Origin of the sequence: Salinirubellus salinus (genome assembly GCF_025231485.1) — an archaeon.
GTDB lineage: Archaea > Halobacteriota > Halobacteria > Halobacteriales > Haloarculaceae > Salinirubellus > Salinirubellus salinus.
On sequence record NZ_CP104003.1, the window covers coordinates 2,624,440 to 2,649,904 of the forward strand.

At 71.9% G+C, this 25,465-nt stretch carries 27 protein-coding genes; 12 read left to right on the forward strand and 15 right to left on the reverse strand.

What is annotated here, in order from left to right:
- Positions 1-63 precede the first annotated feature (63 nt).
- On the forward strand, positions 64-942 hold the full coding sequence (locus N0B31_RS13985) for a DUF7537 family lipoprotein (protein WP_260592241.1): 879 nt from the start codon (positions 64-66) through the stop codon (positions 940-942).
- Here N0B31_RS13985 and N0B31_RS13990 read toward each other — a convergent pair.
- Positions 920-2,560: an acetate--CoA ligase gene (locus tag N0B31_RS13990; RefSeq protein ID WP_260592242.1), complete on the reverse strand. Its 1,641-nt coding sequence runs from the start codon at positions 2,558-2,560 to the stop codon at positions 920-922. The two genes, N0B31_RS13985 and N0B31_RS13990, sit on opposite strands and share 23 nt — an antisense overlap.
- Positions 2,561-2,643: 83 nt before the next feature.
- Between N0B31_RS13990 and N0B31_RS13995 the strand changes: the two genes are divergently transcribed.
- Positions 2,644-2,901 carry a hypothetical protein gene (locus N0B31_RS13995; protein ID WP_260592243.1) on the forward strand — a complete coding sequence of 86 codons (258 nt, stop codon included), beginning with the start codon at positions 2,644-2,646 and terminating at the stop codon, positions 2,899-2,901.
- 189 nt (positions 2,902-3,090) lie between these two features.
- Here the strand turns inward: N0B31_RS13995 and N0B31_RS14000 are convergent, their stop codons facing one another.
- Positions 3,091-4,752, reverse strand: coding sequence for a DNA-directed DNA polymerase II small subunit (locus N0B31_RS14000; protein ID WP_260592244.1), 1,662 nt, complete (start codon positions 4,750-4,752; stop codon positions 3,091-3,093).
- 91 nt (positions 4,753-4,843) lie between these two features.
- Between N0B31_RS14000 and N0B31_RS14005 the strand changes: the two genes are divergently transcribed.
- Positions 4,844-5,680, forward strand: a complete 837-nt coding sequence (locus tag N0B31_RS14005; RefSeq protein ID WP_260592245.1) for a S26 family signal peptidase — start codon at positions 4,844-4,846, stop codon at positions 5,678-5,680.
- Between the two features lie 9 nt (positions 5,681-5,689).
- On the opposite strand, the gene lipP1 is transcribed toward N0B31_RS14005, so the two are convergent.
- On the reverse strand, positions 5,690-6,652 hold the full coding sequence (lipP1, locus tag N0B31_RS14010) for a LipP1 family hormone-sensitive lipase (protein WP_260592246.1): 963 nt from the start codon (positions 6,650-6,652) through the stop codon (positions 5,690-5,692).
- A 133-nt stretch (positions 6,653-6,785) separates the two neighbouring features.
- Positions 6,786-6,935, reverse strand: a complete 150-nt coding sequence (locus tag N0B31_RS14015; protein WP_260592247.1) for a hypothetical protein — start codon at positions 6,933-6,935, stop codon at positions 6,786-6,788.
- Positions 6,936-7,095: 160 nt separating this feature from the next.
- Between N0B31_RS14015 and N0B31_RS14020 the strand changes: the two genes are divergently transcribed.
- Positions 7,096-7,737 carry a class I SAM-dependent methyltransferase gene (locus tag N0B31_RS14020; RefSeq protein ID WP_260592248.1) on the forward strand — a complete coding sequence of 214 codons (642 nt, stop codon included), beginning with the start codon at positions 7,096-7,098 and terminating at the stop codon, positions 7,735-7,737.
- On the opposite strand, the gene N0B31_RS14025 is transcribed toward N0B31_RS14020, so the two are convergent.
- Positions 7,686-8,969, reverse strand: coding sequence for an MFS transporter (locus N0B31_RS14025; protein WP_260592249.1), 1,284 nt, complete (start codon positions 8,967-8,969; stop codon positions 7,686-7,688). The two genes, N0B31_RS14020 and N0B31_RS14025, sit on opposite strands and share 52 nt — an antisense overlap.
- Positions 8,970-8,973: 4 nt before the next feature.
- Positions 8,974-10,017: a zinc-dependent alcohol dehydrogenase family protein gene (locus tag N0B31_RS14030; RefSeq protein ID WP_260592250.1), complete on the reverse strand. Its 1,044-nt coding sequence runs from the start codon at positions 10,015-10,017 to the stop codon at positions 8,974-8,976.
- A gap of 136 nt (positions 10,018-10,153) precedes the next feature.
- On the opposite strand from N0B31_RS14030, the gene N0B31_RS14035 reads away from it, so the two are divergent.
- Complete coding sequence (locus tag N0B31_RS14035; RefSeq protein WP_260592251.1) at positions 10,154-10,726, forward strand: zinc ribbon domain-containing protein; 573 nt, start codon at positions 10,154-10,156, stop codon at positions 10,724-10,726.
- Here N0B31_RS14035 and N0B31_RS14040 read toward each other — a convergent pair.
- A complete protein-coding gene (locus N0B31_RS14040; protein WP_260592252.1) occupies positions 10,699-12,783 on the reverse strand; it encodes a hypothetical protein in 2,085 nt (694 codons plus the stop codon). The two genes, N0B31_RS14035 and N0B31_RS14040, sit on opposite strands and share 28 nt — an antisense overlap.
- A 126-nt stretch (positions 12,784-12,909) precedes the next feature.
- Here N0B31_RS14040 and N0B31_RS14045 point away from each other — a divergent pair, with 126 nt between their 5' ends.
- Both N0B31_RS14045 and N0B31_RS14050 read left to right on the forward strand, forming a co-directional pair.
- Positions 12,910-13,353 (forward strand): hypothetical protein, encoded by a 444-nt coding sequence (locus N0B31_RS14045; protein WP_260592253.1) that lies wholly within the window; start codon positions 12,910-12,912, stop codon positions 13,351-13,353.
- A gap of 47 nt (positions 13,354-13,400) precedes the next feature.
- Positions 13,401-13,727 carry a hypothetical protein gene (locus N0B31_RS14050; RefSeq protein ID WP_260592254.1) on the forward strand — a complete coding sequence of 109 codons (327 nt, stop codon included), beginning with the start codon at positions 13,401-13,403 and terminating at the stop codon, positions 13,725-13,727.
- A gap of 3 nt (positions 13,728-13,730) precedes the next feature.
- Here N0B31_RS14050 and N0B31_RS14055 read toward each other — a convergent pair whose 3' ends face one another.
- From N0B31_RS14055 to N0B31_RS14075, 5 genes are all read right to left on the reverse strand, one after another.
- Positions 13,731-15,842: a type B DNA-directed DNA polymerase gene (locus tag N0B31_RS14055; RefSeq protein WP_260592255.1), complete on the reverse strand. Its 2,112-nt coding sequence runs from the start codon at positions 15,840-15,842 to the stop codon at positions 13,731-13,733.
- Complete coding sequence (locus N0B31_RS14060; protein ID WP_260592256.1) at positions 15,826-16,086, reverse strand: DUF8156 family protein; 261 nt, start codon at positions 16,084-16,086, stop codon at positions 15,826-15,828. Before N0B31_RS14060 ends, N0B31_RS14055 begins: the two co-directional genes overlap by 17 nt.
- Positions 16,086-16,847 (reverse strand): P-loop NTPase family protein, encoded by a 762-nt coding sequence (locus N0B31_RS14065; protein WP_260592257.1) that lies wholly within the window; start codon positions 16,845-16,847, stop codon positions 16,086-16,088. Before N0B31_RS14065 ends, N0B31_RS14060 begins: the two co-directional genes overlap by 1 nt.
- Before the next feature lie 155 nt (positions 16,848-17,002).
- A complete protein-coding gene (locus N0B31_RS14070) occupies positions 17,003-18,004 on the reverse strand; it encodes a Cdc6/Cdc18 family protein (protein WP_260592258.1) in 1,002 nt (333 codons plus the stop codon).
- Between the two features lie 71 nt (positions 18,005-18,075).
- Positions 18,076-18,222, reverse strand: coding sequence for a hypothetical protein (locus N0B31_RS14075; RefSeq protein WP_260592259.1), 147 nt, complete (start codon positions 18,220-18,222; stop codon positions 18,076-18,078).
- Positions 18,223-18,352: 130 nt separating this feature from the next.
- On the opposite strand from N0B31_RS14075, the gene N0B31_RS14080 reads away from it, so the two are divergent.
- The 5 genes from N0B31_RS14080 to N0B31_RS14100 all read left to right on the forward strand — a co-directional run bounded on the left by N0B31_RS14080 (position 18,353) and on the right by N0B31_RS14100 (position 23,318).
- A complete protein-coding gene (locus tag N0B31_RS14080; RefSeq protein ID WP_260592260.1) occupies positions 18,353-18,601 on the forward strand; it encodes a hypothetical protein in 249 nt (82 codons plus the stop codon).
- Entirely contained in the window at positions 18,586-18,765 is a 180-nt protein-coding gene (locus N0B31_RS14085) for a hypothetical protein (protein WP_260592261.1), read from the forward strand. The genes N0B31_RS14080 and N0B31_RS14085 overlap by 16 nt, the downstream gene beginning before the upstream one ends.
- Positions 18,766-18,917: 152 nt before the next feature.
- A complete protein-coding gene (locus N0B31_RS14090) occupies positions 18,918-21,233 on the forward strand; it encodes a hybrid sensor histidine kinase/response regulator (protein ID WP_260592262.1) in 2,316 nt (771 codons plus the stop codon).
- 53 nt (positions 21,234-21,286) lie between these two features.
- Entirely contained in the window at positions 21,287-22,084 is a 798-nt protein-coding gene (locus N0B31_RS14095; RefSeq protein WP_260592263.1) for a GNAT family N-acetyltransferase, read from the forward strand.
- A 25-nt stretch (positions 22,085-22,109) separates the two neighbouring features.
- Positions 22,110-23,318 (forward strand): MFS transporter, encoded by a 1,209-nt coding sequence (locus tag N0B31_RS14100; protein ID WP_260592264.1) that lies wholly within the window; start codon positions 22,110-22,112, stop codon positions 23,316-23,318.
- Between the two features lie 140 nt (positions 23,319-23,458).
- On the opposite strand, the gene N0B31_RS14105 is transcribed toward N0B31_RS14100, so the two are convergent.
- From N0B31_RS14105 to N0B31_RS14115, 3 genes are all read right to left on the reverse strand, one after another.
- Complete coding sequence (locus N0B31_RS14105; protein WP_260592265.1) at positions 23,459-23,758, reverse strand: DUF8011 family protein; 300 nt, start codon at positions 23,756-23,758, stop codon at positions 23,459-23,461.
- A gap of 194 nt (positions 23,759-23,952) precedes the next feature.
- Positions 23,953-24,270 (reverse strand): RPA12/RPB9/RPC11 RNA polymerase family protein, encoded by a 318-nt coding sequence (locus tag N0B31_RS14110; RefSeq protein WP_260592266.1) that lies wholly within the window; start codon positions 24,268-24,270, stop codon positions 23,953-23,955.
- Positions 24,271-24,449: 179 nt separating this feature from the next.
- On the reverse strand, positions 24,450-25,406 hold the full coding sequence (locus tag N0B31_RS14115; RefSeq protein WP_260592267.1) for an alpha/beta fold hydrolase: 957 nt from the start codon (positions 25,404-25,406) through the stop codon (positions 24,450-24,452).
- Between the last annotated feature and the right edge of the window lie 59 nt (positions 25,407-25,465).

Sequence of the window (25,465 nt, forward strand, 5' to 3'; positions counted from 1 at the left end):
CTCCCGAGTCGCCTGACTCGCTCCGTACCGTACCGTTAGGTCCATCGCGCCCGAACGGCGAGTATGCGCTGGCTCGTCGTGACACTGGTCCTCGTCCTCGCCGGATGTGGTGGCTACGGCGCCCCCACGGCTGACCCGAGGACAACGACGGTGACGCCGGCCCCCGTCCCGGCCGCGACACCAGCACCGAGTGCGACCACGCTGGCACCGGGGCTCGGGACCGGGGGCGTGTTCGACGCCGGTCGGCTCGCTGCGGCCCACGCCGACGCGCTCGCCGGCCGCTCGTTCACGCTGAATCGGACCGACAGCCGGTACGTGAACGGGACGCTCTCCCAGCGCGATACGAGTCTCCTCCAGTACGCCACTGGTCGCGAGCGGTTCCGCTACGACCTGCGACAGACCGACCGGCGCGGCGGGGCGAACGCGACCAGCCGCATCGAACGCTACGCCGACGGCGAGCGGGTGTTCGTCGCCGTCACGCGGGGGAACGAGACGCGCTACGACCTCCTGCGTTCGAGCGACGGGTCGGCGTCCGCCCCGACGCTGGTGTTCCCCGAGAACGCCACCAACGAACGCGGTATCGCGCGTCTGTTCGTCCTCATCGACACGGAGGTGACCGGCGAGCGGACCGTCGACGGCCGGAGCGTCTACCGGCTGGCGAGCCCCAGCCCGCAGACGGTGCCGCCGCTGCGCAACATCTCGTTCGTCGCGAACGTGACCGAGACGGGCCTGGTCCGAGACTACCGGGTGTCGTACGACGTGGTCCGGTCGGGGCGGCAGGTCCGGGTCGTCACACACACGAGCTACCGGGGGGTCGGCGAGACGACAGTGCCCGAACCCCCGTGGCTCGGCCGGGCGGAGGCGGCACTCCGGAACGGGACCGACACGTCGACGCTGACCCGGCGCGACGGCGGCGTGCTCAGCGCAGTTCCCGACGCTTGATCTTCCCGGTCGTCGTCTGCGGGAGCGTCTCGCGGAACTCGACGAGACGAGGGTACTCGTGTTTCGCGAGGCGGTCACGGACGAGCTGTTTGAGCTCCTCGCGGAGCGCGTCGTCGCCCGGGACGCCCGCGACCGGCTGGACGACGGCCTTGATCACCTCGCCGCGGGTCTCGTCGGGGACGCCGACGACCCCGACCTGTTCGACCTTCGGGTGCTCGAGGATGGCGCTCTCGACCTCGCCGGGGCCGACGCGGTAGCCGGCGGTGACGATGAGGTCGTCGTCGCGCGCCTTGAACCAGAGGTAGCCGTCCTCGTCCTGCCGGCCGAGGTCGCCGGTGAGGTGCCAGTCGCCTCGTCCATCGGCCGCCTCGAGTCGCGCCGCCGCCGTCTTCTCGGGCTTGTTCAGGTACTCCTGGAAGACGACGGGGTCGTCGCCACGGCTGACGGCGATCTCGCCCACCTCGCCCGTCTCGCGGACGGCGCCCGTCTCTGGGTCCACCACCGCCACGTCGTGACCCGGCACGGGCTTGCCCATCGACCCGGCCTGCGCGGGGAACCACTGTCGGCAGTTCGTCACCAGCAGGTTCGCCTCGGTCTGCCCGTAGAGTTCGTTCACCGCCACCCCGTCGAGTTCGTCGGCCGCCCAGTCCAGAATCTCGGGGGTGAGCGGTTCGCCACCCGAGCAGACGGCCTTCAGGTCGAGGTCGTACCGCTCGGTGGGCCGGTCGACGTCCATCAGCATCCGGATGGCCGTCGGCGGGAGGAACGCGTCGGTGACGCCGAACTCCGCCAGCAGGGAGTAGGCCGTCCCCGAGTCGAACCCGGCCATCGGGTAGCCGAGGACGGGCCGGCCGTAGTGCCACGCCGGGAACAGGAGGTCGCCGAGCGCACCGATCCACGCCCAGTCGGCGGGCGTCCAGCAGACCGACGCCGAGAGGTCGCGCTCGAAGTACATCTGGAACGCCGGACAGTGGCCCAGCCAGAGCGCGTGGCCGTGGAGGACGCCTTTCGGGGGTCCGGTCGATCCGGAGGTGTAGAGGACGGTGGCGGGCGTGTCCGGGCCGGTCTCGGCCCGGTCGTAGCTGCCGTCGTGCTCGCGGAGGGAGGTGAACGGGTGGTCGCCGGCCCCCTCGTCGGCGTCCACGGCGACGACGTGTTCGAGCGCGGGACACGCCTCGCGGGCCTCGTCGACGGCGCCGAGGACGGCCTCGTCGACGACGGCCACCTTCGCGTCGGCGTCGTCCAGCCGGTAGGAGAGGCCGTCCGGACCGAACAACACGGAGAGGGGGATGGAGACGGCACCGAGTTTCCAGCAGGCGAGGTGGGTCAGCGGGTTCGCGGGTTTCTGCGGGAGGACGACGCCCACGCGGTCGCCCTCCTCGACACCGAGGGCCGCGAGGCCAGCCGCCACACGGTCCGAGAGCCGGTCGAGGTCGTGGAAGGTGTACGTCTCGCGTCGGCCGTCGGGGTACGCCTGGAACAGCGCGATGCGGGCCTTCGGGTCGTCGTGTTTCCCGACGAGGTCGTGGGCCGCGTTGTAGTCGTCGGGGACGTCCCACTCGAAGGACTCGCGGGCGTCCTCGTACGTCTCGCCGTCGAGCGTGACGTGGTAGGTCATGGCACGCCGTTCGACGCCCCCCGACAAGAGCGTAGGGGGCAGGCCCACAAGAGACGTACCGACGGCGACGCCGAGTGACGGGTATGGCCGGCGCACTCCGCGATGTCCTGCTGGTCCTCCTCACGACGGTGGGAACGTACGTCCTCGTCGGCGTGGCGTTCGTCGGGTCGTTCTACGCGCTCACGCTGCTCCCCGGGTGGCTGCAGGCGGCGGTCTGCCGAGGGCTGTTCTTCTGCTGGCCGGGGCTGGTGCTCGCGCTCGTCGTCTCGACGGCCGTGACGGTCGGGGTCATCGGGACCCTCTCGAGCCGGGGGTACCTGCGGGTGCCGGACGCGTGGTAGTGCGGTGGCGGAGGTGGAGCGGTGCGGGGCGGTGCGGTCGCGGAGGCTGAGCGGGGCGGGGCAGTGGGGCTAGCACACCCACCCGCGGCAGAGGGGCCGAAGGCCCCGATGCCGCGCCCTTTTGAATCCAAAGTTTTGCCGCGAGTCGGGCGCGACTCCGTCGCGCCCCACGAGCGTGCAAAAGTTTGGTCAGTTGAAGTTGTAGACGGTCAGATCGAGGGTGTCGAGGTCGACGACCGGCGCGTACGCGTGGTCCGGTTCGATACCGACGGACTGCTGGAAGCCGGTCTGTTCCTGCCAACAGCCCGAGTTGACGGCGAGGACGTTCCGGTACTTCCCGTAGCCGAGTTTGTGGACGTGGCCGGTGTGGAAGATGGCGGGCACCTCCTCCATCACGAGGTAGTCGCGTTCCTCCGGCGCGAGGCGGGTCCGCCCGCCGAACTGGGGGGCGACGTGGCGCTTCTTCAGGAGCTGGTACATCGCCTTGTGCGGTTCGTCGTAGGAGGCCTTCTCGGCTGGGAGTTCGGCGATGACCTCGTCGAGCGAGACGCCGTGGTACATGTGGACCGAGACGCCCTCGACGGTGACGGTGGAGGGGTTCGAGACGATGCGGGCGTCGTGGGCGGACATGATGTCCCGCAACTCCTCGTCGAAGGCGGGCTGGGGTTCGGCGAGCCGGACGGCGTCGTGGTTCCCCGGGATCATCACGATCTCCACGTCACCGGGGACCGACTTCAGGTGCTCCGCGAACAGTTCGTACTGGTCGTAGATGTCGATGACGTCCAGTTCCTCGTCCTGGTTCGGGTAGACGCCGATGCCCTCGACCATGTCGCCGGCGATGAGGAGGTACTCGACCTCGGCGGCGTCCTCGGTGTGGAGCCAGTCGGCGAAGCGCTCCCACGCGTCGGCCATGAACTCCTGTGAGCCGACGTGGACGTCCGATATGAGCGCCGCGCGGACGTGTCGGTCGGCGGTCTTCGGCTGGAACGTGTGAGGGACGTCGGGGAAGTGGATGGCGTCGACGAACAGGATGCCCCGGTCGTCGCCGGACTTCTCCGAGAGGCTCCCGGAGACGGCGATGACCTCGTCGAGCAGTATCTCGTCGACGAGTTCGGCCGCGGGCTTGTCCTTCATCACCAGACAGGGGAACACGCCGGTCGTGTCCTCGAGGTCGATGATCCAGTGCCCGCCCGAGGTCGAGGAGATGTCGGCGACCATCCCGACCATCCCGGCGTCGGTGCCGCCGGGGTCCTGCTGGAGCGAGCGGGCGGGCCGGTGTTTCACGCGCCCCTTGAGCGTCCCGGAGAGCCGCTCGTAGCGGTCGCGGAACGTGGCGACGAAGTCCTTGTACTCGCCGGTCCCGGTCGAGCGGCCGGTCATGTCGCCGGCGACCTCGACCGAGCGCTTCGAGCGGTCGGTGTTCCGGACCGACTCGGCGGCGGCCGCCCCGCCGTTCGTGGCGCCCGTGGTCCCGGTCGTCTCGGCCGTGGCGCTCGGGTCGGGGGTCGGCGCGGCGTCCGTGGGACCGTCCGACGAACGGTCCACAGACCCCTCCGTTTCTGCTGCGGATTCCGTTGCAGTATATGATTCTTGCGTGTTTTCGGTTCCAGTCGAAACAGAGGTATCGTCGTTTCCGACGGCGGGCGGGTCGGGGACGGGGTCGTCGTCGAGGACGCGCCGGACGTGGTCGGCGGTGATCTTCACCGCGTCCTCGGGCACCGACTCGACGACGGCGAGGAGGGCGGCCTCGGTCTCCGACGCGCGGGCGAGCAGCGTCACCGCCTCGCGCTCGGCGTTGAAGCCGAGACTCGCGAGGCGGCGGGCGACCGTCGCGGCCTCCTCCAGTGGCACACCGTCGGGTGGGCGTACCCGGACAAAAACGTAGCGGAGCGACGCCGGGCGAGTCAGAACGTTGAAACGCGCGCCGGCGAATGTCGAGGTGATGAGTGAGTCCGACCCGGAACCGGAGCGTCCCCGACCCGGTTCCGGCGAACCCTCCGCCTTCGGGCCCGAGGAGCCGGGGTCTCCGGTCGCCTGGCTCCAGTGGTTCTGGCGGACCGACCACGGTGCCGTCAGCTACGTCCGCGAGATCCTCACGAGCGTCGGTGCCGTCCTACTGGTGGGGCTCCTCCTGTTCGCGGTCAGCGGGCTCTGGCCGCCGATGGTGGCCATCGAGTCGCCGAGCATGGAGCCGAACATGAAGACCGGCGACCTCGTGTTCGTGATGGAGGAACACCGCCTCGCGCCCGGGTCGGCGTACGCCGAGACCGGCGTCGTCACCTACCGGACCGGACAGGAGACGGGCTACACGAAGTTCGCCCAGGGTGGTGACGTCATCGTCTACCAGCCGGACGGGAACGCCGCGACCACACCCATCATCCACCGGGCGATGTTCTACGTCAACGCCAGCGAGAACTGGTACGACAAGGCCGTCGCCGTCGACCCGCGGGCGGTCGGAGGTGCGGACGACTGTGGCGAGCTGGACTTCTGTCCGGCCCCCCACGGCGGCTTCATCACGAAGGGTGACAACGTGAACACGAACCGGCACTACGACCAGGTGAGCGGGCTGAGCGCACCCGTCCGTCCCGCGTGGGTCGTCGGCACCGCCGAGTTCCGCATCCCGCTGCTCGGGAACATCCGGCTGTGGGCCTCGGGCACCGTCGACGCGCCGACGCCGTGGGCGGTCGAACCCGCGGTCGGGGCACCGACCGGCCCGCACGACGGTCCGGACGCGACTGCCTCGAACGCGACGGCGGCCGACCCGACAGCCGCAGTCTGACTCCTCGCGCTACTGCAGCGCGTCGCGCAGGTCCACACCGATGGTCTCGACCGCCTCGTGTGCCACCGTCAGGTCCGCCGGCGGCGCGAGCATCGTGATGAACCCGTGGATCATGTCCTCGTAGTTGTAGTGCTCGACCGGGACGCCGTCGGCCGCGAGCGCCTCGGCGTACGCGATACCCTCGTCCCGGAGCGGGTCGAACCCGGCCGTGAGCACCGTCGCTGGCGGCAGGTCCGCGTGGTTGTCGGCCTGCAACGGGAAGGCGTACGGGTTCGGCTCGTGGACGTCGCTCCCGAAGTAGCAGTCGGCGAACCACTTCATGTCCTCGGCGACGAGGAAGTACCCCTCCTCGTTCTGCTCCCACGAGGGGCGGTCCTCGCGCGGGTCGACGGCCGGGTAGACCAGCACCTGGTGGTCGATGGCCGGGCCGTCGCGGTCCCGTGCCATGAGCGTCACCGCGGCCGCGAGGTTGCCGCCGGCGCTGTCGCCCATCACGGCGAGGGTCCCGTCACCGTCCACCTCCTCGGGGTTCTCGGCGACCCACTCGGTGGCGGCGTAGGCGTCCTCCACCGCGGCCGGGAACGGGTGTTCCGGCGCGAGCCGGTAGTCCACCGAGACGACGACACAGCCGCTCTCCCTGACGACGTGCCGACAGAGCGCGTCGTGGCTCTCGAGGTCCATGATGACGAACCCGCCGCCGTGGAAGAACGTGACGACGGGGAACGGTCCCTCCCCCTCGGGGGTGTAGACGCGCACGGGGACCTCGTCGCGCTGGTCGCCGACCCGGCCCTCGTAGCCGGGGACGGCGCGGTTGGTCACGTCGCCGACGGCCGGTTCCTCGCTGGCCATCCGGAAGTTCTTCATCAGGTCGCGGGCGGCCTGCGGTCCGTGCTGGGAGAGTGGGAGGACACCGAGTGCGTCTATCTGCTGGAGGAGTTCGCGTGCCTCGGGGTGGGGTCTGTCGGCTCGCATACCTCGGCCTCCAGTGCCGGAGGGATAAGCGTAGGCCCGTGGGTGAGAGGCTCGGCGACCCCCGGCGTCGTGAGACGCGAGGGGAGTGCCAGCGCTGTCGCTCCGGGGCGGGCGACGACGCGAGAACGAGGGTCTAGGAGCAGTCGGGTACGAGCGGTGCGCCGACGGTGCGGTCCGGGAGTTCGCGGCGAGCGCCGCCGTCGGAGGCGATCTCCGTCTCGGACTCTGTCTCGCGGCTGTTCGGCATCTCGGGCACCATCGGGGCGGGGGTGGTCCCTCGCATGATTAACCGTGAGAGACCCAGCACCATAAACCTTCATGAACTATCATCGCCCACCACCTCACATCGAATCCCCCGGCCCACCGCCGCCCCGTCGCCCGGCCGTCCGCCGCCGGGCGGGGGCGACGGGCGGAGTTTTCATCGGGCCGTCCCAACGGCCGGTATGACAGACTGGGCGTGGGACGAGCGGTTCCGCGAGGGGGAGTACCCCGTGAACGCCGAGCCGTCGCCCCTGCTGAAGCGGTTCGTCGCCACCCTCGATGGCGGTCGCGCACTCGACGTCGCCACGGGCACCGGCCGGAACGCCGTCTACCTCGCCGAGCACGGCCACGACGTGGTGGGGCTCGACCGCTCCATCGAGGGGCTCCGCCTCGCCCGCGAGCGGGCGACCGAGCGGGGCGTCGAGGACCGCTGTGCGTGGGTGCAGACCGACCTCGGGGAGCACACGTTCGCCGCCGAGGCGTACGACCTGATCACCGTCTCCTTCTTCCGGGTCGTCGACCGCCTGCCGGACGTGATGGAGGCGCTGCGGCCCGGTGGCGTCCTGTTCGTCGAGCACCACCTGCGGACGACCGACGAGGTGGCTGTCGGCCCCGTGGGCGAGCGCTACCGCTTCGGTGCGAACGAACTGCTCCACGGGGCGCTCTCGCTGACGGTGCTCCACTTCGAGACGCGGACCGAGCGACGGGACGACGGCCGGCGTTCGGCGGTGGGCCGCGTCGTCGCGCGGAAGACCCACGGCCAGCGCCAGTCCTACCCCGAGGTGCCGGACTCGGTTCCGGACGCCGACTCGTCGTCCGAGTAGTCGGCCGGTTCCACCATCAGGTAGCCCGCGACGACGACGACGAGGCCCCCCGCGGCGAGCAGGCCGAAGCCGGGGGCGAACGACCCCGTCGTGTCTCGCAGGCTCCCGACGAGGAACGGGCCGGCGAACCCGCCCACCTCGCCGACGGTGAAGACGAAGCCGTTTGCCGTGGCGGTCAGCCGCGGCCCGATGCCGTCGAGTTCGATGGGGACCGAGCGGACGAGCGGCGCCACGCCGCCGAGGCCGAGCCCGGCGACGAGCACCGCGCCGACGAGGAGGGAGACCTGCCCGGACACGACGAGGCCCGTCAGGCCGACGCCCGCGAGGACGCCACAGCCGACGATGGCGGGCCGCCGGAGGCCGATGCGGTCGGAGATGGCGGGGACCGAGAGCGTGCCGGTCGTCCGCGCGAGGACGAAGACGGTGGCGACGGTGGCCGCCAGCCCCGCGGCGACGCCGGCCGACTCCAGCGACGCCGCGAGCCACGTCTGCGTGCCGTGCGAGAGGAACAGGTGCATCGACCCGACGACGACGAGCAACCGGAGCTGTGGGTGCGAGAGCACGGTCCGGACGTCCTCGCGGGCCGACCCGAGGGTGAACCCGCCGACGTCGTCGCTCCCGAAGTGGTCGGTCCGGGACCAGAGCAGGTGGGAGACGACCAGCCAGAGCAGTCCGTAGGCGACGACGAGGACGCCGCTCCAGACGAAGACGGGGCGCCACCCGCCGAGCAGCGGTTCGAGGTAGGGCCGACCGAGCGCGAAGGCGACGGCCGTCCCGAGCGACGCGGCGACGAGGTACACCGAGGAGGCGGTCCCGGTCCGGTCCGGCGGGAAGAGGTCGGCGACGAGTTTGGGGAGTCCGAACGTGATGGCGGTGCCGCCGACGCCGAGGAGGAGTGTGGCCCCGAGGAGGGCGGGGAAGCCCGGGGCGACGCCGCGGAGCGCGTGGGCGGCCCCGAGAATCACGAGCCCGCCGCCGAGCGCCCGGCTCGCACCCACCCGGTCGACGACGAGACCGCTGACGAGCGCGAGCGGGACGTACGTGGCCTGCACGCCCCCCGAGACCAGCCCCGCCTGCGTGTTCGACAGCCCGAGTTGCTCGATGACGGGCGTGAGGAACGCCGGGAGGAGGAACCAGACGAACAGGAACAGGAAGTACGCGAGGCTCCCGAGCCCGAGGAGGGCGGAGGCCGCCGGCCGGAGTGCGGGGTCCGTGTCGCTCGCCTCTCGCACGGCCTCAGGCGTCCACCTCGACGAGCACCTTCACGGCCTCGCGTTCGTCCATCGCGGCGTACCCCTCGGGGACCCCGTCGAGGTCCACCGTCTTCGTGAAGACGGGCGACGGGTCCAGGGTCCCCTGCAGCACGTCGGCCAGCAGGTCGTCGGCGTAGGCACGGACGGGAGCGACACCGCCGGCCAGCGAGACGTTCTTGCCGAAGAAGTCGTAGAGGTCGAGGCCACCGTCGAGGCCGTGGGGCACGCCGACGTAGCCGACGGTGCCGCCCGGCCGCGCGACCTCGACGGCCGTCTCCATCGACGACGCGGCACCGACGCACTCGAGGACGTGGTTCGCCCCGCCGTTCGTGAGGTCGCGTATCTCCTCGATGGCGTCCTCGCCGCGGGCACTCACCGTGTCGGTGGCGCCCATCGCCTCGGCCATCTCCAGTCGGTCCTCGTGGTGGCCCGCGGCGACGATGCGCTCGGCCCCGAGCCGTCGGGCCGCCGCGACCCCACACAGGCCGACGGCGCCGTCGCCGACGACGACGCAGGTCGACCCCGCCTCGACGCCCGCCGAGACGGCCGCGTGGTGGCCCGTCCCCATCACGTCCGTCAGGGGGAGGATAGAGCGCAGGACGTCCTCGTCGTCGGCGTACCGGTCGGGCATCCGGACGAGCGTGCCGTCGGCGTGCGGTGCGCGGACGTACTCGCCCTGTGCGCCGCCGTTCTCGCCGCTCCACGAGTCGCCGTCCACACACGAGGTGTGCAGCCCCTTGCGACAGAACTCACACTGGCCGCAGGAGACGACGAACGGGGCGAACACCCGGTCGCCCGGTTCGACCGAGCGGACGGCGTCGCCCACCGCCTCGACGACGCCCATCGGTTCGTGGCCGACCCGCGAGGGCGACTCGCGGTCGCTCTGCCCGCGGTAGAACCAGAGGTCCGACCCGCAGACGGCGGTGTGGGTCACGCGGACGATGGCGTCCGTCGGGGATTCGAGTTCGGGCTTCGGGACCTCCTCGACACGGATGTCGCCGGGAGCGTGGTAGACGGCAGCGCGCATACCCGGGTGGACTCGTGGTAGGTACAAGAAGTGCGTGGGGCAGCCAGCGCGGCCCCGGGGGGTCCGTGGGTCGTGCGAACACTCATGTCGGTCCGCGAGGGTCACGGGACATGAACGGGGACTGGAGGTGGACCGCGTGAGCGACGAGCTGGTCGACCCGCGCTGTCCGGACTGCGGTGAGCCGGTCGGCACCACCGCGACCTACTGCATGCACTGCTCGGCCGACCTGAGCGACCGGGGGCCGATCGACGCGGCCGCCGAGCGGTCTGCGACGGGCCCGACGAGCACGGACGGTCGGGACGGCGACGACGGCCCCCTCCTCGACCCGGACGGGGCCGTCGACGACTCGCTGACCGTCGTCGTCGGCGTCGTCGGTGGCCTCGTCGTCGGCCTCGTCGCGACGTTCGCCCTCCTCTTCTTCGACGCCGGGCTCGCGCTCCTCGGCGTCGTCGTCTGGGTCGGGGCGACGGTGTACCTCGTCCGCCGCCGGACGGTCCAGGCGGCCGTCTCGAAGGCGGCCTACGGCGTCGCGCTCGTGCTGTTGCTCGTCCCGCTGATACCGCTCAGCCCGGCCGTCGAGACGTCGACCGGCGGCGACCGGGTGGTCGGCGCCGTCGTCCTCACGGTCCTCGTCGGCGTCCCGGCGCTCGTCGCGGCGGGAGTGGGCTACCTCGCCTCGCGCTACGTGCCCGACTCGTCGGTGGCCTGACCGCCGCCGACCTTCTCTGACCCGCGGGCCTGATCGGCACGGCGACGGGCCTGCTCGAACCGGCGTTCAGACGCCCGGACCAGCGGGTCGGGGAGGTCCTCGCGCGCCTCGGTCAGCCGGGTCGCGGCCCGGTCGAGCGCGTCGGAGACCGCTTCGAGCGCCCGGTCTGCCCCCGGCGTATCACCCGTCTCGGCGCGCTCTGCGGCCCGGCGCGCCGCCTCCGCGATGGCGTCGATCGCCCGTGCCAGCCCACGGACCGGGACGGCGTCGTCGGTCGAGTCGTCCTCCTCGGTCGCGCGGACGGCGGCCGCAGTCTCCGCCGCCACGTCCGCCACGTACGTCGCCAGCGGGGCCTTCCCAGTCCGGGGGTTCGCCACCTCCTCGCGGGTGGACTCGGCGGGGTCCGGGTTGACGCGGAACGCACCCACCTCGTCGTTCTCGTCGCGGACCTCCGTGGTGTAGGCGCCGCCGCGGTGGACGTAGACCGCGTCCTCGCCGTCGAGCGGGGCGTCGTAGAGCCGGCCGGCGAAGTCGTCCTCGACGGCGAGACGGGTGAGCGCGTCGTCGCTCGCCGCCCCGTCGACGGCGAGTCTCGTCGCGTTCTCGCGGGCGACGAGCGGTATCTCGCCGTCGACGCCCGCCACCGTCGGGCCATCCGCGGCGACACCGACCGTCTCGCTGTGGGGGGCAGTGCCGGCGGCGTTGACGGTCAGGCGGTGCTCGCCCTCGGGCACGTCCCGGACGGCGACGACCCCAGAGAAGGAGGGGACGGCCTCCGGGTCCGATTCGAGGAGGGCGAACGCCTCGACGGCGAGGTCGCCGGTCGTCACCCCCTCGCCGTCGGGGGCGTCGTCGTTCGAGACGGACTCGCTGACCGCCGCGAGGACGGCGTTGACCGGCGCCGGGTCGCCGATGGCCTCGTACCGGTCGGCCAGCGCCTGTCGGTGCCGCGGGTCGGTGATGTCCGCGGCGGGGTTCGTGTAGCGTGGCTGGCTCCACGGCGTGCTCGTGGTGGTGATGTGGCCGGCGACGGCGTCCTCGGCGAACTGGGGGACGGCGAACTCGAAGCTCAACTGCGGGCCGACGAACGCGTCGACGTCCTCGACCTCGCTCGCCGGGACGAGGTCGTAGCCCACGTCGAACTCGGCGTCGCGGTCCGCGTGGCCGAACGTCCGACCCGTCCCGCGCAGTGGGAGGTCCTCGGGCGGGGAGGTGAGTTCGTCGAGCGACCGAACCGTGAGCGACTCGTCGACGAGGTCGTCACGCGAGACGGCCGGGAGCCGCTCGTGGTCGTAGACCGGCGCTCCGTCGAGTTCCGGCACGAGGAACGGGAGGCGCCCACCCTCGTCGCGGGGGAGGCCGTAGGCGAACGGGAGGTCGGCGAGCGACTCGAGCCCGGAGACGGCGCTGTTGGTCACGTCCGCGAACGTGTCGCCAGTGGGCAGTCGCTGGAACCGGTCGAGCACGTCGTTCAGCGAGAGGGCGGAGGAGTGTGAGCCGAGTTCCGCGAGGACGCGGGGGGTCCGCTCGGGGTCCGGGTCGAGGAACTCGTTGTTGGGGACCCTCCGGGAGTGTGAGCTGGCGACGTGGAGCTGTGGGTCCCCTGTCTCCCGGTCCACGAACACGTGCAGCACCTCCCAGTCGTGCCAGTGGAAGTTCGTCGTGAACTGGTCGAACGCGGAGTAGAACCAGAACTGGACGACCGTGAGCGGGGACTCGTCGTAGCTGACGGCGTGGTAGAACACCGTCGGGTCCGGGGCGTCGGTCTCGCGGCGGGCCTCGGTGTAGCCGTTCAGCGCGTCGAAGCCGTCCACGACCGTCTCCCCCTCGCGCTCGCTCGCGTAGGGCCGCGGGTCCGTCGGGAACCAGACCTCCGCCTCGTCGAAGTAGAGCGTGGGGGCGAACCGCTCGGCGAGATCGCGGGCCTCGTCTCCGGGGACGGGCGTGGTCGTCCCGTCGTCGCCGGGCGAGAGGGCGGAACAGCCGGCGGCGGAGACGGTGAGCGAGGCCGCCACCGCGCCGAGCACCTCGCGGCGAGTGGCGTGGGCGCGTCGCATGGCGCAGACCGACGGCCGGAACCCGGATACGTCTTCTGGCCTCGGTACCGCGCCGCTCGGACGCGATGGACGGGAGTGGGCGAGCGCCGAGTGTGTCGTTATGCCGCTCGAGATTCGAGGTTCGGCATGCGATTCCCGGCCGTGAGCGGGTCGAACCTCGCGGGCGAGCGGTTCGCGCTCCCCGGCGACCTCGACCTCCCGGCGCTCGTCCTGGTCGCGTTCCGGCGTCACCAGCAGTCGACGGTCGACACGTGGCTCGACCTGGTCGACCCACTCGCCGAACGCGGCGTCGCGACGTACGAACTCCCGACCATCGGGCGCTACGCGCTGCCCGCCCGCTGGGTCATCGACGGCGGGATGCGCGCGGGCATCCCCGACCGGGCCGCACGCGAGCGGACCATCACGCTCTACACGGACGTGCGGGCGTTCCGCGACACGCTCGCGCTCCCGGACGAGCGTGTCGTCGCGCTCCTCCTCGACGCCGGGGGGGAGGTGGTCACCCGGTTCACCGGCGCCCGCGGCGAGACGACCGCCGAGGACGTGGCCACGGCGCTCGGGGCGGCCCCCTGAGCGAACGGCGGCGGAACGCCGATGCCACTCGCGCCCGAACGGCCGGTATGGAACAGCCCGAACCCGCCGAGGGGTGGCCCGACCGCCCGCTGACCGAGGCCGAGGCGACCGACCTGCTCGAGGAACGCGACGCCGTCGCCGTCTGGGTGATGGACCCCGACAGCGACGTCCGGGGGGCCGTCGCTCCCGGCGCCGACGCGGACAGCGTCGTCGACGTGGTCGTCGAGACGAGCGAGGCGTTCGAGATGTACTCGTTCAGCGGTGGGCGCTGGCTCGACTACGGCACCCAGCGCAAGGACGACGAGGACGCGCCGTCGATGGCCGGGACGCTCGAGGCGTACCGCGTGCTCGCCGGGGAGTCCGAGTCGTTCTGAGGTTCAGAAGCTCCCCAGCCGTGCGTCTCGCGTCCCCGCGAGCCGTCGGCGGATACGCGACTCGTCCCACCCGAGCGGCGACAGGACGCTCTCGGCCGCCCGCACCAGCCGCGCCGCGTAGCAGTCGGCGTCGTACCGGTCGGGCGACTCGTGAGCCAGCCGCACCCGGTCGACCGAGTCGGCGTCGTCGTCCGCCACCACGTAGCGCACGCGCTGGCCGGGGTGGACGGGGAGGCCCGCCCGTTCGGCCCGTTCGAGCGCCGCGGCGTTCCGGGTGGCGCGGTCGTACTCCTCAGCCGGCTTCGACACCCGCTGGACGATGGTGAGTTCGTCGGGGGGCACGTCGCCCGCCCGGAGCGTCTCGAGGTGGCGGGCCAGCCGGTCACAGACCGCCTCGGGCGACCGGGTGCGGTCGAACGCCCGAATCAGGTCGCGCTGGGCGTCCGCGACGAACGGGGAGGTGCCGTCCTGCCGGCACTCGATACCGCGGTACTTGAACGTCCGCTCGTCGCCCGAGACCCGCCCGAAGTACTTCGTCAGCGCCCCGCCCGCCCCCTCCCGACGGGGGACGAACGCCACCCAGTCGTACTCGGCCTCGTACTCCAGTTCGATGCGGACCTCCTCGCTGACGTCGCGGGCGAGTTCGCGGAGGGGTGTCGGGTCGGTCGCGTCCTCGGCCTCGGTCACCCACACGCTGTCGACGATGCCGTGGACGACCCGCCAGCCGCCGGCTTCGAGGCGCTCCTTCGCCGTCAGCATCACGTCGCGGGCGTAGGCGTTGATGGCCTCGTGGGCCTCGATACGGCCGAACTTGGCGTTCTTGAACCCCTGGTAGCCGAAGCAGGAGACGAGGATCCACTTGATGGCGTCGGCCTGCCCCTGCAGGACCTCGCGGCGGTCCGGGTCGGTCGTCTCTGCGAGTTCCGCCTTGACCTCGGCCCGGTCGGTCACGAGCGGTTCGAGCACCTCGGGCAGGTAGCCGTCCGCGTCGCAGATGGCGTAGCCCAGCTCGGGCACGTCCTCGCGCCCCCGGTGACAGGCACACCGCACGGTCTCGGGGCTGACGTTGCGCGTGACGATGACGTTCGGATACAGGGAGGCGAAGTCGAGTTCGTGGACCGACTCGTGGACGCCCACGTCCGGTGCGAACGTGAAGCCGCCACGGTCGGCGGTGTGGAGCTGTCGGGCGGTCTTGAACAGCTCCGGACGCCACGCGCGCCACGGGACCAGCACGCCACGCTCGCGGGCCGCGCGAATCTGGATGGCCGTCAGGACGGTGCCGATTGAGGCCCACGCGAGTTCCTGCAGGGGTTTCCACGACCGGCCGACGAGGTCCAGCGCCCCCGCGAGGTTCGCCGCCGAGAGGAGGAACGTGTTCGAGTGGTCCAGCACGACCCGTCCCGGGACGTTGTACCGCGCCGGCGAGTGCCCGACCCGGCCGTACGAGGAGTAGGTCGAGCGCCCGGCCAACTGCTGGAACCCCGGCACGCGGCCGAGGCGGTAGTCCCGCCCCTGCTCGGCCGCGCGCTCGTGGAGCCCGGCGAGCAGGTCGCTCCCGGACACCGAGAGCACGTCCGGGTCCGCCGCGTGGACCCGCTCTTCGACCGTCGCCGCGAGGTCCGCCGGGTCGCCGGTCAGCGTCTCGCCGTCCAGTTCGACCTCCCGTGGTCCACCGTCACGCGCCCGTTCCACCTCGCTCGCCCGGAGTTCGAGGACGGAGAGTTCGCGCTCCGGCGTCGGGTCCAGCCCCCGGTCCAGACAGTAGCGGAACTCCCGCGAGTGGTCGACGCCGAACAGGCGGTAGGTGCCCGGGGCGCCCCACCCCGCGACGGTGCGGGCCACGTCGAGCACCCGGTCCACGTCACGCACGTCGGCCCGGAGCACCCGTTCGGCGTCGTGCCGGAACCCCCGTCGCCACCGCTCGTAGCGGGTCTCGGTCACGGCGGGCAGGTCGGCGACGTGCGGGCGGATGCGGTCCAGCGCCGCCGTGTCCCCGTCCTCGTGGGCGACCGAGACGGTCGGCCGGTAGTCGGTGTCGCGGTCGGGCCGTGCGCCGTCGTCGGTCAGCGACCACGCCAGCACCGCGCCGTCGCGGTGGTCAATCTTGAACGGCATCCGGGTCGAGCGCCGCCTCCAGTTCGGCGATGCGTCGTTCCTGTTCGACGAGCGCCGAGACCAGCAGGGGAAACAGCGGTTCGGCGTGGTTGAGTTGCCCCGCGGCGTCGGCGTGCGCCCGGCCGTGCCCGAACACCGCGTCGAAGTGTGGCTGGTCGCGCCGCCGGAGCGCCCGACGGTAGGCCGACCACCGCGACTCCACCGCGGTCAGCGTGTCGCGGTAGGTGGGGTTGGTGCGGCCCATCAGACGACCCCCGCGGCGGGGGTGCGGCCGTGGACGGCCTGCCGGCGTTCGAGCACCCGTGCCCAGAACGCGAGCGTGGTCTGGACCGTGCCGCCGTCGTCGGACTGCGTCCGACTGCCCGAGGGGCTCCGCCCCTCGCTGTCGTCGTAGACGAGCGTCTCGAACCCGTCGCCGACGAACCGGGGGCCGAAACGCGTCTCTCGACACGTGACGGTGGCGTCCGCCCGGTCCGCGACGGGCGCGGTCAGCCCGTCTGCCGCGCGACGGGTGACGAGGACGGCCACCTCGCGTTCGTCAGCCAGCGCCGCGAGTCGCTCCGCGACCCTCTCGACCATCCGCCCGGCCTCGCGGTCGGTGCAGTCGCCGTCCCGGTAGTGCGCGTCGACCCACGGTACCACGACGAGCGACGCGGTCGGCGGGAACGACTCGCAGGCCCGGCGAACGAGCGTCTGGTGCTGGTAGGCGGTGAACGCACGGGCCACCCGGACCCGTTCGAGGAGCGCGAGCGAGGGGGCGAGTCGGGCGAGGTTCCGGGTGGTGGCGTGCCCCCCGCTGTCGACCCAGACGGCCTCGCCGGCCCCCCGGAGCAGGTGGTCGAGGACGAGCGAGTCCAGCGGGCCGACCGCCCGGCTCTCGGCGTCGAGCAGGGTCAGCCCGGATTCGAGCGTCGGGAGCCGCGGGACGGCCTCGGGGGCGGGCGGGTCGGTGGCGTTCGAGTCACGCGGAGTCGGTGCGTCGAGTCTGGTCTGCCGTCGGTCCATACAGAGACAGACGCCGGCCGACCGGGATGTACGTCGGCGCGTGGCTGCCGATAGTTCCGATAGGGGACCGTTTCGGGTCGAACGGGCCGTCGCCCCGGCGCTCGCGGGGGTCGGGCGCTCTCCGATTCCGCTTCCACTTCCGATTCCGATTCCGCTCAGGCCACCCGGTAGACCCGCCCCCGGTTCTCCCCCTCCGCGACGATGAGGTCGTAGGTGGCGAGCTTGTTCAGGTAGGTCCGCACGGTCCGGTCGGACCGGGGGTCCGAGACGCGCTCGCGGTAGGTGCCGTAGAGCGTGCCGGGGTCGACGGTGCCGTGCTCCTCGATAATCTCGTAGAGCACCTTCTGGTGGGGTTTCAGCTGGTCGAGGTTCTTGCGCTGTATCTCCTGTCGGGCCTCGGGGACGGCCCCGCGGATGACGGACTCGGGGATGCGGTCCAGTCCCTGCCGGCCGGCCTCGCGGGCGGCGGCCCGGAGCGTCGAGATGGCGATGCGGGCGTCGCCGGCGGCGGCGTCGGCGATGTACCGGAGGTCGGCGTCGCGGACGGCGTCCTCGGTCAGCCCGCGGTCGACGCGCGCCCGGAGGATGGCCGCGAGTTCGTCGATACCGTACTTCTCGAAGCGGATACGGCGCGAGCCGTGGAGGCGGCTGACGAGGCGGTCGTCGAGGCCGGCGAACAGGTCCTCCTCGCGGTTGGCGACGAGCAGCATCGACACCTCGTGGGTCCGGTAGAGGTCGTAGAGCACGCTCGGCTCCTCCAGCTGGTCCACCTCGTCGAGGACGACGACGTACGGCGGGCCGTCGTACGCCTGCACCCGTTCGAGGAGCACGTCCGTCGGCGTCGACTGCCGGTGGATGTCGATGGTCCGGTCGAGTCCCTCGAGGATGCGATAGAGCACCCGGTAGCGCGAGTAGTTCTGCCAGCAGTTGACGTACTGGGTCCGGATGTCGATGACCGCCTCGCGGAGCTGGCCGACGGTGTAGCGCGCGAGACAGGTCTTGCCGGTCCCGCTCGGACCGAACAGGAACGTCGTCTCGGCCGGTTCGCCGTCGGTGACCGGGTCCAGCGCGTTCGAGAGCGCGTCGACCTCGCCGTCCCGGTGGACGACCTCGCTGGGCACGAACTCCGGGTCGAGGACCCGCGCGTCTCGGATCATGGGGGTGGGTTCCGGAGCCAGCGGCATAAGTGGAACCGGGCGGTTTCCGATTCTTCCGATACTACCGATTCCTACTCCTCGCGGTCGGGCCGCGACGCCAGCCCGTCGATGCCGAGGACCAGTCCCGCCCAGAGCATCGCCCAGCCGAGCGGGGCGTCAGTCGTGAGGAGAGCGGCACCAGCCGCGACGAGCGCGCCAGCGAGTTCGACTCGTGTCATGGACTCCGAACTCGGCCGGCCGTCGGGATACGTTTCGGCGTGTGCCTTCCGGAAACCGGTTCTCGGCGGAATCGGAAGTTCCGGAAGACACACACCCGCGCTGATACCCCCGTCGCGAGAACGGGGGAGTATGGAGACCGAGAGACGGGCGCGACGGCGCACGGAACGGCCGGTGGCAGCGGGTATCGTCCGCGCGGCGGAACGACGGGTGCGCGAGGAGTTGCGCGAGCGACGCCGGCGGGGCGAACGGGTCGTCACGCTCGCGGAACTGGCCGAGGCGACGGCGCTGGACCCGAACACGGCCGCGGCGGTGATGGGCCGACTGGAACCGGCGGTCAGGCGAATCGGAAGTGGAGAGTGTCGGTGGTATCTGGAGTGACCGGGGGGTACGGCTTGCCCGAGTGGGTCCGGTGTCCCGCCTGCGGCCACCCGTGGGTCCGGGTGGTCACGTTCGAGGCGTCGCGGGTCGGCCTGAAGTGCGAGGCGTGCGGCGAGAAGACCGTCGAGCGCGTGAGACGCGTCGAGGCACCCGCTCGGCGGTAGCCGAGTCCATCCAGTCGGCGGGGACGAGTTCCCCCCACGTCCACCTTCACCCGACGGGTCGACCACCGCGCGGGGAGTCAGAACGCGATTCACCCAGTAGTATTTTATCAGCATACGACCACGTTCAGGCTACCCGAGTGGGGGGACAACGCGTGGAAGAGAGCGAGACACGACCGCATACAGCCCGAATCCACCTCCTCCACGTCGACGACGAGCCCGGCTTCGCGGAGACGGCCAGGGCGTTCCTGGAGCGCGAGGACGAGCGGCTGACCGTCGAGACGGCGAGGAGCGCCGCGGCCGGCCTCGAGCGACTCGCGGAGCGGCCGTTCGACTGCGTCGTCTCGGACTACGAGATGCCCGGTCGGGACGGCATCGAGTTCCTCGCCGCGGTCAGGGAGGCGTCCCCCGACCTGCCGTTCGTGCTGTTCACCGGGAAGGGGAGCGAGGAGATCGCCAGCGAGGCCATCTCGGCGGGGGTCACCGACTACCTCCAGAAGGGAGGCGGGACCGAGCAGTACGCTCTGCTGGCCAACCGGGTCGTGAACGCCGTCGAGGCGTACCGTTCACGACAGGGGTCCGAGCGGCGCAAGCGGCGCCTCGAGACGCTCATCAGCAACCTCCCCGGCTTCGTCTACCGCTGTCGGAACGAGCCGGACTGGCCGATGGAGCTGGTCGAGGGCGAGTGCGAGGAGCTGACGGGCTACCCCGCCGCGGCGCTGGAGTCCGGCGATGTGGTCTGGGGCGACGACCTCCTCCACCCCGACGACGTCGAACCGATGTGGGAGACGGTCCAGTCGGCGCTGGAGGCGGGCGGCTCCTTCGAGGTGACCTACCGCATCGTCACCCGCGAGGGGGAGACCCGCTGGATGTGGGAGCGCGGCCGGGCGGTCACCGCGGGCGACGGCGAGCCGACCCGACTGGAGGGGTTCGTCACCGACGTGACCGAGGCGAAGGGTCGCGAGACCGAACTCGAGCGGGCGAACGCGCTCCGGAAGACGCTGTTCGACGCGCTCCCGGTCGGCGTGCTCGCAGAGGACGCCGACCGCGAGGTGATGGCGGTCAACGAGTGGATGTTCGACGTGTTCGAACTGCCCGGGACGCCCGCGTCGGCCGTCGGGGCCGACTGTGCGGCGATGGCCGAGGCCGTGAGCCCCCGGTTCGAGGACCCCGAGCGGTTCGTCGAGCGGACCGAGGGACTCGTCGCCGCGCGACGGCCCGTCGACGCCGAGCGGTGGCCGGTCGTCGACGGACGCACGTTCGAGCGGAGTTACCGACCCATCGAGCTGCCGGGCGGCGACGGCCACCTCTGGGTCTACCGCGACGTGACCGAACGGGTCGAGCGCGAGGCGAAGCTCGACCGGCTCCGCGAGCGGACGCGGGCACTGATGCACACGGGGACCCGCGCGAAGACGGCGCAGGTGGCGACCGACGCGGCCGACGACGTCATCGGCGCCCCACTGAGCGGCGTCCACGTGCTCGACGAGTCGGGCGAGGCGCTCGAACTCCTCACGGCCGTCGACCGGGTGGACGAGGTGTTCGACGAGCCGCCGCACTACGAGCGCGGCGGCGAGCCGGGATCGCGTGCCGCGTTCGCGTGGCAGGTGTTCGAGTCGGGCGAGTCCGCCGTCGTCGAGGACGTCGCGGCCGACCCGCGGGTGACCGAGTCGACGCCCGCCCGGAGCCTCGTCGTCCACCCGCTGGAGCGCCACGGCATCTTCCTCGTCTCCTCGCCGGAGCCGGACGCGTTCGACGAGACCGACCGGATGCTGAGCGAACTGCTCGCCACCTCGCTGCGGACGGCGCTGGACCGGGTCGAGCGCGAGGCACAGCTCCGCGAGCGCAACGAGCGACTCGACGAGTTCACCCGCGTCGTCTCACACGACCTGCGTAACCCCATCGCCGTGGCGCGGGGCCACCTCGAGATCGCAGCCGAGGACGGGGCCGGTGACGACCCGCACGTCGCGGCGAGTCGGCGTGCCGTCGACCGGATGGCGACGCTCGTCGACGACCTGCTGGCGCTCGCACGGCGCGACGAGGCGGTCACCGACCCACGGCCGGTGGCGCTCCGGTCGCTCGCCGAGGAGAGCTGGGCGAACGTCGAGACCGGCGAGGCACGGCTGGTCGTCGAGGCCGACCGGACGGTGGCGGTCGACCCCGGGCGGGCCAAGCAGTTGCTGGAGAATCTCGCTCGCAACTCGGTGGAACACGCCGGCTCGGCCCCCACGGTCCGGGTCGGCGCGCTCCCCGACGGTTTCTACGTCGAGGACGACGGCCCCGGCATCCCCCTGGACGAGCGCGAGGACGTGTTCGTCGCCGGCTACGCCACCGACGGCGGGACGGGGTTCGGCCTCGCCATCGTCGAGCGCATCGCCGAGGCCCACGGCTGGACCGTCGCGGTCGGGGAGAGCGAGGCGGGCGGCGCCCGCTTCGAGTTCACCGGGGTCGGCGACGGGTCCGCCGACGACTGAGCGGGTCCCGCGGCCGAGCCGTTATGTGACCGGGGCGGGTACTCGCCGGTCGGATGTCGCTCCGGCCGGAGACACGCGAGACGCTCGACGGGTACTGGGCCGACTGGCTCGGCTGCGAGCCGGCGGCCCTCTCGGGGAGCGGCGTCACCGTCGTCGCCTCGCGCTGGCCGAGCGAGCGCCGGGTCCGCTGTCTGTTCCGCGGGGACGCGACGGTGGCCGTCGCACCCGAGACCGGGGTCGAGGCGGTCCGCGCGCGGGCGGACGCCCTCGCCGACGTCGACGGCCGCGACCCGGCCGGGCTCCGGTCGGCGTTGGCCCTCGACGGCGGCCGGGTGACGCTCGGCCCGCAGTTCGTCGGCTACCTCGACGAAGCGACGCTCGCGGGGCAGAGGGCGGGCGACGGCGAGTTCGAGACCCGACCGCTGGAACGACGCGACGCGCGGGCGCTCTCGCGGCTCCGCGTCGCCTGCCCGCACGAGGAGTGGGCAGAGCGCGTCGGCGGGTTCGACGTCGACGGTCACGAGGTGATACACGGCCGGTTCGCCGACGGCAGGCTGGTCGCCGTCGCCGCCGCGGGGGCCGACGACGCCGTCGCCGGCATCGGCGTCGTCACCCACCCGGACCACCGGGGTCGAGGCCACGGGCGCACGGTGGTGGCGAGCGTCTCGCGCGAGCTACTGGCGCGTGGGCTGGTGCCGGAGTACCGCGCCCACGAGACGTGGACGGGGTCGCTGGCGCTGGCGCGTGGCGTGGGGTTCGAGCGGTACGGGACGTACGTGGCGCTCGACCCCGGCCGGACGGTGGGGACCGACGGGGAGGGCGAGACGGGGACGCCGTACACGACAATTTGAAGCGACACCCCCGAGAGCATCGTCCGTGTCCAGTGGTGTAGACGGTGCGGGCGTGACCGACCGCCGGCAGCGCCGGGTGCTGCTCGTCGGTGCCAGCCTGCTGTCGGTGTCGATGAGCGCGTTCGAGCTCGTTCCCGCGAGCGTCACGCCGCTGATACGCGACTCGATGGGCGTGAGCGCCGCGGAGGCGGGGCTCGTCGTCGGTACGATGTTCGGGACGGCCGTCGTGGCGAGCCTCCCGGTCGGCGCCGTCCTCGACCGGACCGACTCCCGGCTGGCGGTGGCGGCCGCCATCGGTCTCCTGCTGGTCTCCGGGGCGTGGGGCTACCTCGCCGGCACCGCCGGCGACTACCCCGCACTCCTCGCGTCTCGCGTCGTCGGTGGGCTGGCGTACGTCGTCGTCTGGAACGCCGGTATCGACATCGTCGGCCGGGCGTTCCCCCCCGCCACGCGCGCGACGGCCGTCTCGACGTTCACCGCCAGCGGCCCCGTCGGGTTCGCGCTCGGACAGGCGCTCGGCCCCGTCGTCGCCGGCGTGTTCGGCTGGCCCGCCGTCTTCCCGGTGTTCGCCGTGAGCACGCTCCTCGGGCTCACGCTGTTCTGGCCGGCGAGTCGAGGGACCGGGCGGGTCGAGGACCAGCCGGCGCCCACGCCAGCCGACCTCCGACGGGTCGTCACGGACCGCCGCGTGGTGCTGGTCGGGGTGCTCGGCTTCCTCGCGTACTCGCTGTACCTGTTCGTCAACAGCTGGGCGCCCTCCTACCTCACCGAGGAGCTGAAACTGTCGCTCGCGCTCGGTGGCGCGCTCACCGCGCTGTTCCCCGCCGTCGGCGTCCTCTCGCGGGTGAGCGGCGGCCTGCTCTCGGACCGCCTGTTCGACGGCCGACGTACCCCGGTCGTGTTCGGCTCGTTCCTCGTCGCCACCCCCGTCGTCGCCGGGTTCACGAGCCTGCGAGGCGTGCCGGTCATCGTCGCCGCCCTGCTGGTCGCCGGCTTCGCCATCCAGCTGAGTCTCGGGCTGGTGTTCGCCTACGTCCGCGAACTCGTGGACCCCGCCGTCGCCGCCACCGCCGTCGCGTTCCTGACGAGCGTGGGACTGGCCGGTGCGTTCCTCGCACCCATCGCCGCCGGGGCCATCATCGAGCGGTCGGGCTACGAGACGGCGTTCCTCGTGGCCGGGGGGCTGGGACTGGTCGGCGTCGTCCTCGCGCGGGTCGCATCCGAACCGACCTAGCGGCGGGTCGAGCCGACGAGGGCGCCGGCGAGGTTCTCGGGGACAGGTCGGACTGGCGTGCCCGACACGGAGGGTGTACGCAGCAGGTCGACCGGGGGACGATGGGTGTTAGAACACGGTGGCCTGAGAGACGTCCCCGGTCATCCGGTTACGAGTTCGGGGGCGAAGAAGATGGCCGCGAGCAGACAGCACAGTACGAAGATCGCCGTGAGACGCAGGAGACCAGCGGCCTGCCGTCGGGACTTCGGGAGGGATTCAGCGATTCCGGACAGCCCGCTCGCTGCTGCCACGAACAGTGGCCAGTTCCCTACTGGAGAGTTCTCTACGGCCACAACGTACAGGTACAGCCCCGAGAAGAACAGGGCTCCACAGAACTGGAGTGCGGCGAATCTCCGACCGGATGGCTCACTGAACACGGTCTCGTCGATGATGGAGGGCATCGAACGTCTCGTTCCGCGGGAGAGACAAATAGGAACTGGGTGTGCCACCACGGGTGGGTATCCCGTCTACGTTGGACGGGCGGTGACGGGTACACCTCGGATTCGCCCCGGCTCTGCAGCACGGCGGCGTCGAGTTCGGGCTGGAGCCGTTGAACTGGCCGCTCGGTAGCCGCGAGGGGTCGCGAGAGGCGCCGTCAGGACTCGCGCCACTTGCGGCCACACTCGGCGCAGGTGAACAGCCGAACCTCGTAGGAGCCGCCCGGCTTCGGCATCATCTCGTAGTGGGCCCGGTCGCTGTCGCAGTCGTCCGCCGGACAGGGCTCCCGCACCGTCTCGGTGGTGCCCTTGGTCGCGTCGACCACGGCGGGTGCTCCGTCGTCCCGCTGTCTATCTTGGGTCGCCATCGCCGCTTCCGCTCGCGAGTCGCGCGGCGCCTCGTTCTCACAGGAGCGACACACCCACGTGTCGCCCGCCGTGTGCATCATCGAACCACACTCGTCACAGAATTGCACGTCGAGGAGGAAGACACGGCTGTCGGATATATGTGTCAACTCCCGATGGTCGTGGGGGACAGGCAACTGCGCGTGCTGACTGTATCGACCGGTTCTCTCTGCCCGCCACTCGCGGAGGTCGTCGTGCGAGACGCGCGCTATGCAGCACGGCTGTCCGGACCCACCACCGGTCGAGAGGTTCAGCGAGGGCTGTCCGACAGGAACCCCAGTATCGCCCGCTCGTTCTCCTCGTAGATGGCGAGGTGGCCCTGCCCCGGGTAGAAGTGTGCCTCGGCGGTCGGTATCTCGCGGGCGAGGTAGTGACCCATCGCCTCCGGGACGATGCTGTCGGCCCGGCCGTACCAGAGGCCGACGGGCATCTCCACCGCCGAGAGGTCGACCCCCCACGGGCTGCCGTAGATGGCGGTATCCTGCACGAGGTGGTCCAACCCCTGCCGGGCGGCCTCGACGGCGCTCCGGTGGATGACCTGCCCGGTCTCGCCCGTCCAGAGGTCGCCGTCCCGCGGCGGTGCGTCCTCGGCGGTGTCGGCGAGGAAGGCCTCGCGGTTGCCGCGAGCCCGCCGCACCAGCCCCCACAGCGCCAGTTTCGACAGCGGCGGGGCGAACCGGGCGGTGTAGTACCAGAGCCGTTCACGCACCGGCACCGACGCCATCGGCGCGAGGCCGCAGACGATGGCGGTCCGGTCGACCCGGTCGTCCAGTCGCGCGGCGGTGACACCGGCGTAGGGCCCGCCGCCGGAGATCCCCATCGCCACCGCTCGGTCGACACCGAGGGCGTCGAACAGGTCGCGCACGTCGTCGGGCCAGTCGGTCAGTTCGCGGTCGGGGAGCGGGTCCGACACGCCGACCCCCGGCCGGTCCGGACAGAGGACGCGGAACCCCCACTCCCGGCCGGCCTCGTCGAACAGCGCCCCGAACACGCGCGAGTTCGGGAAGCCGTGGTAGACGACGAGCGGGGTGCCGTCCGGGTCGCCACACTCGCTGTACGCGAGCGTCCGGCCGTCCCGGAGCGTGACGGTCCGCGGGTTCCGTGCCATCTCCTCGGCGAGCGCGAGCGTCTCGCTCCGTTCGCCCTCGTCCGTCGGCTCGTCGTCACCGCCGACGAGTCGCTCGGCGACGAACTGCGTGAGTCCCATGACGTCACGGGCGGCCGACACGACCAAGGCTCTGTCGGCGGGCGGAACGGTGGCGTAGT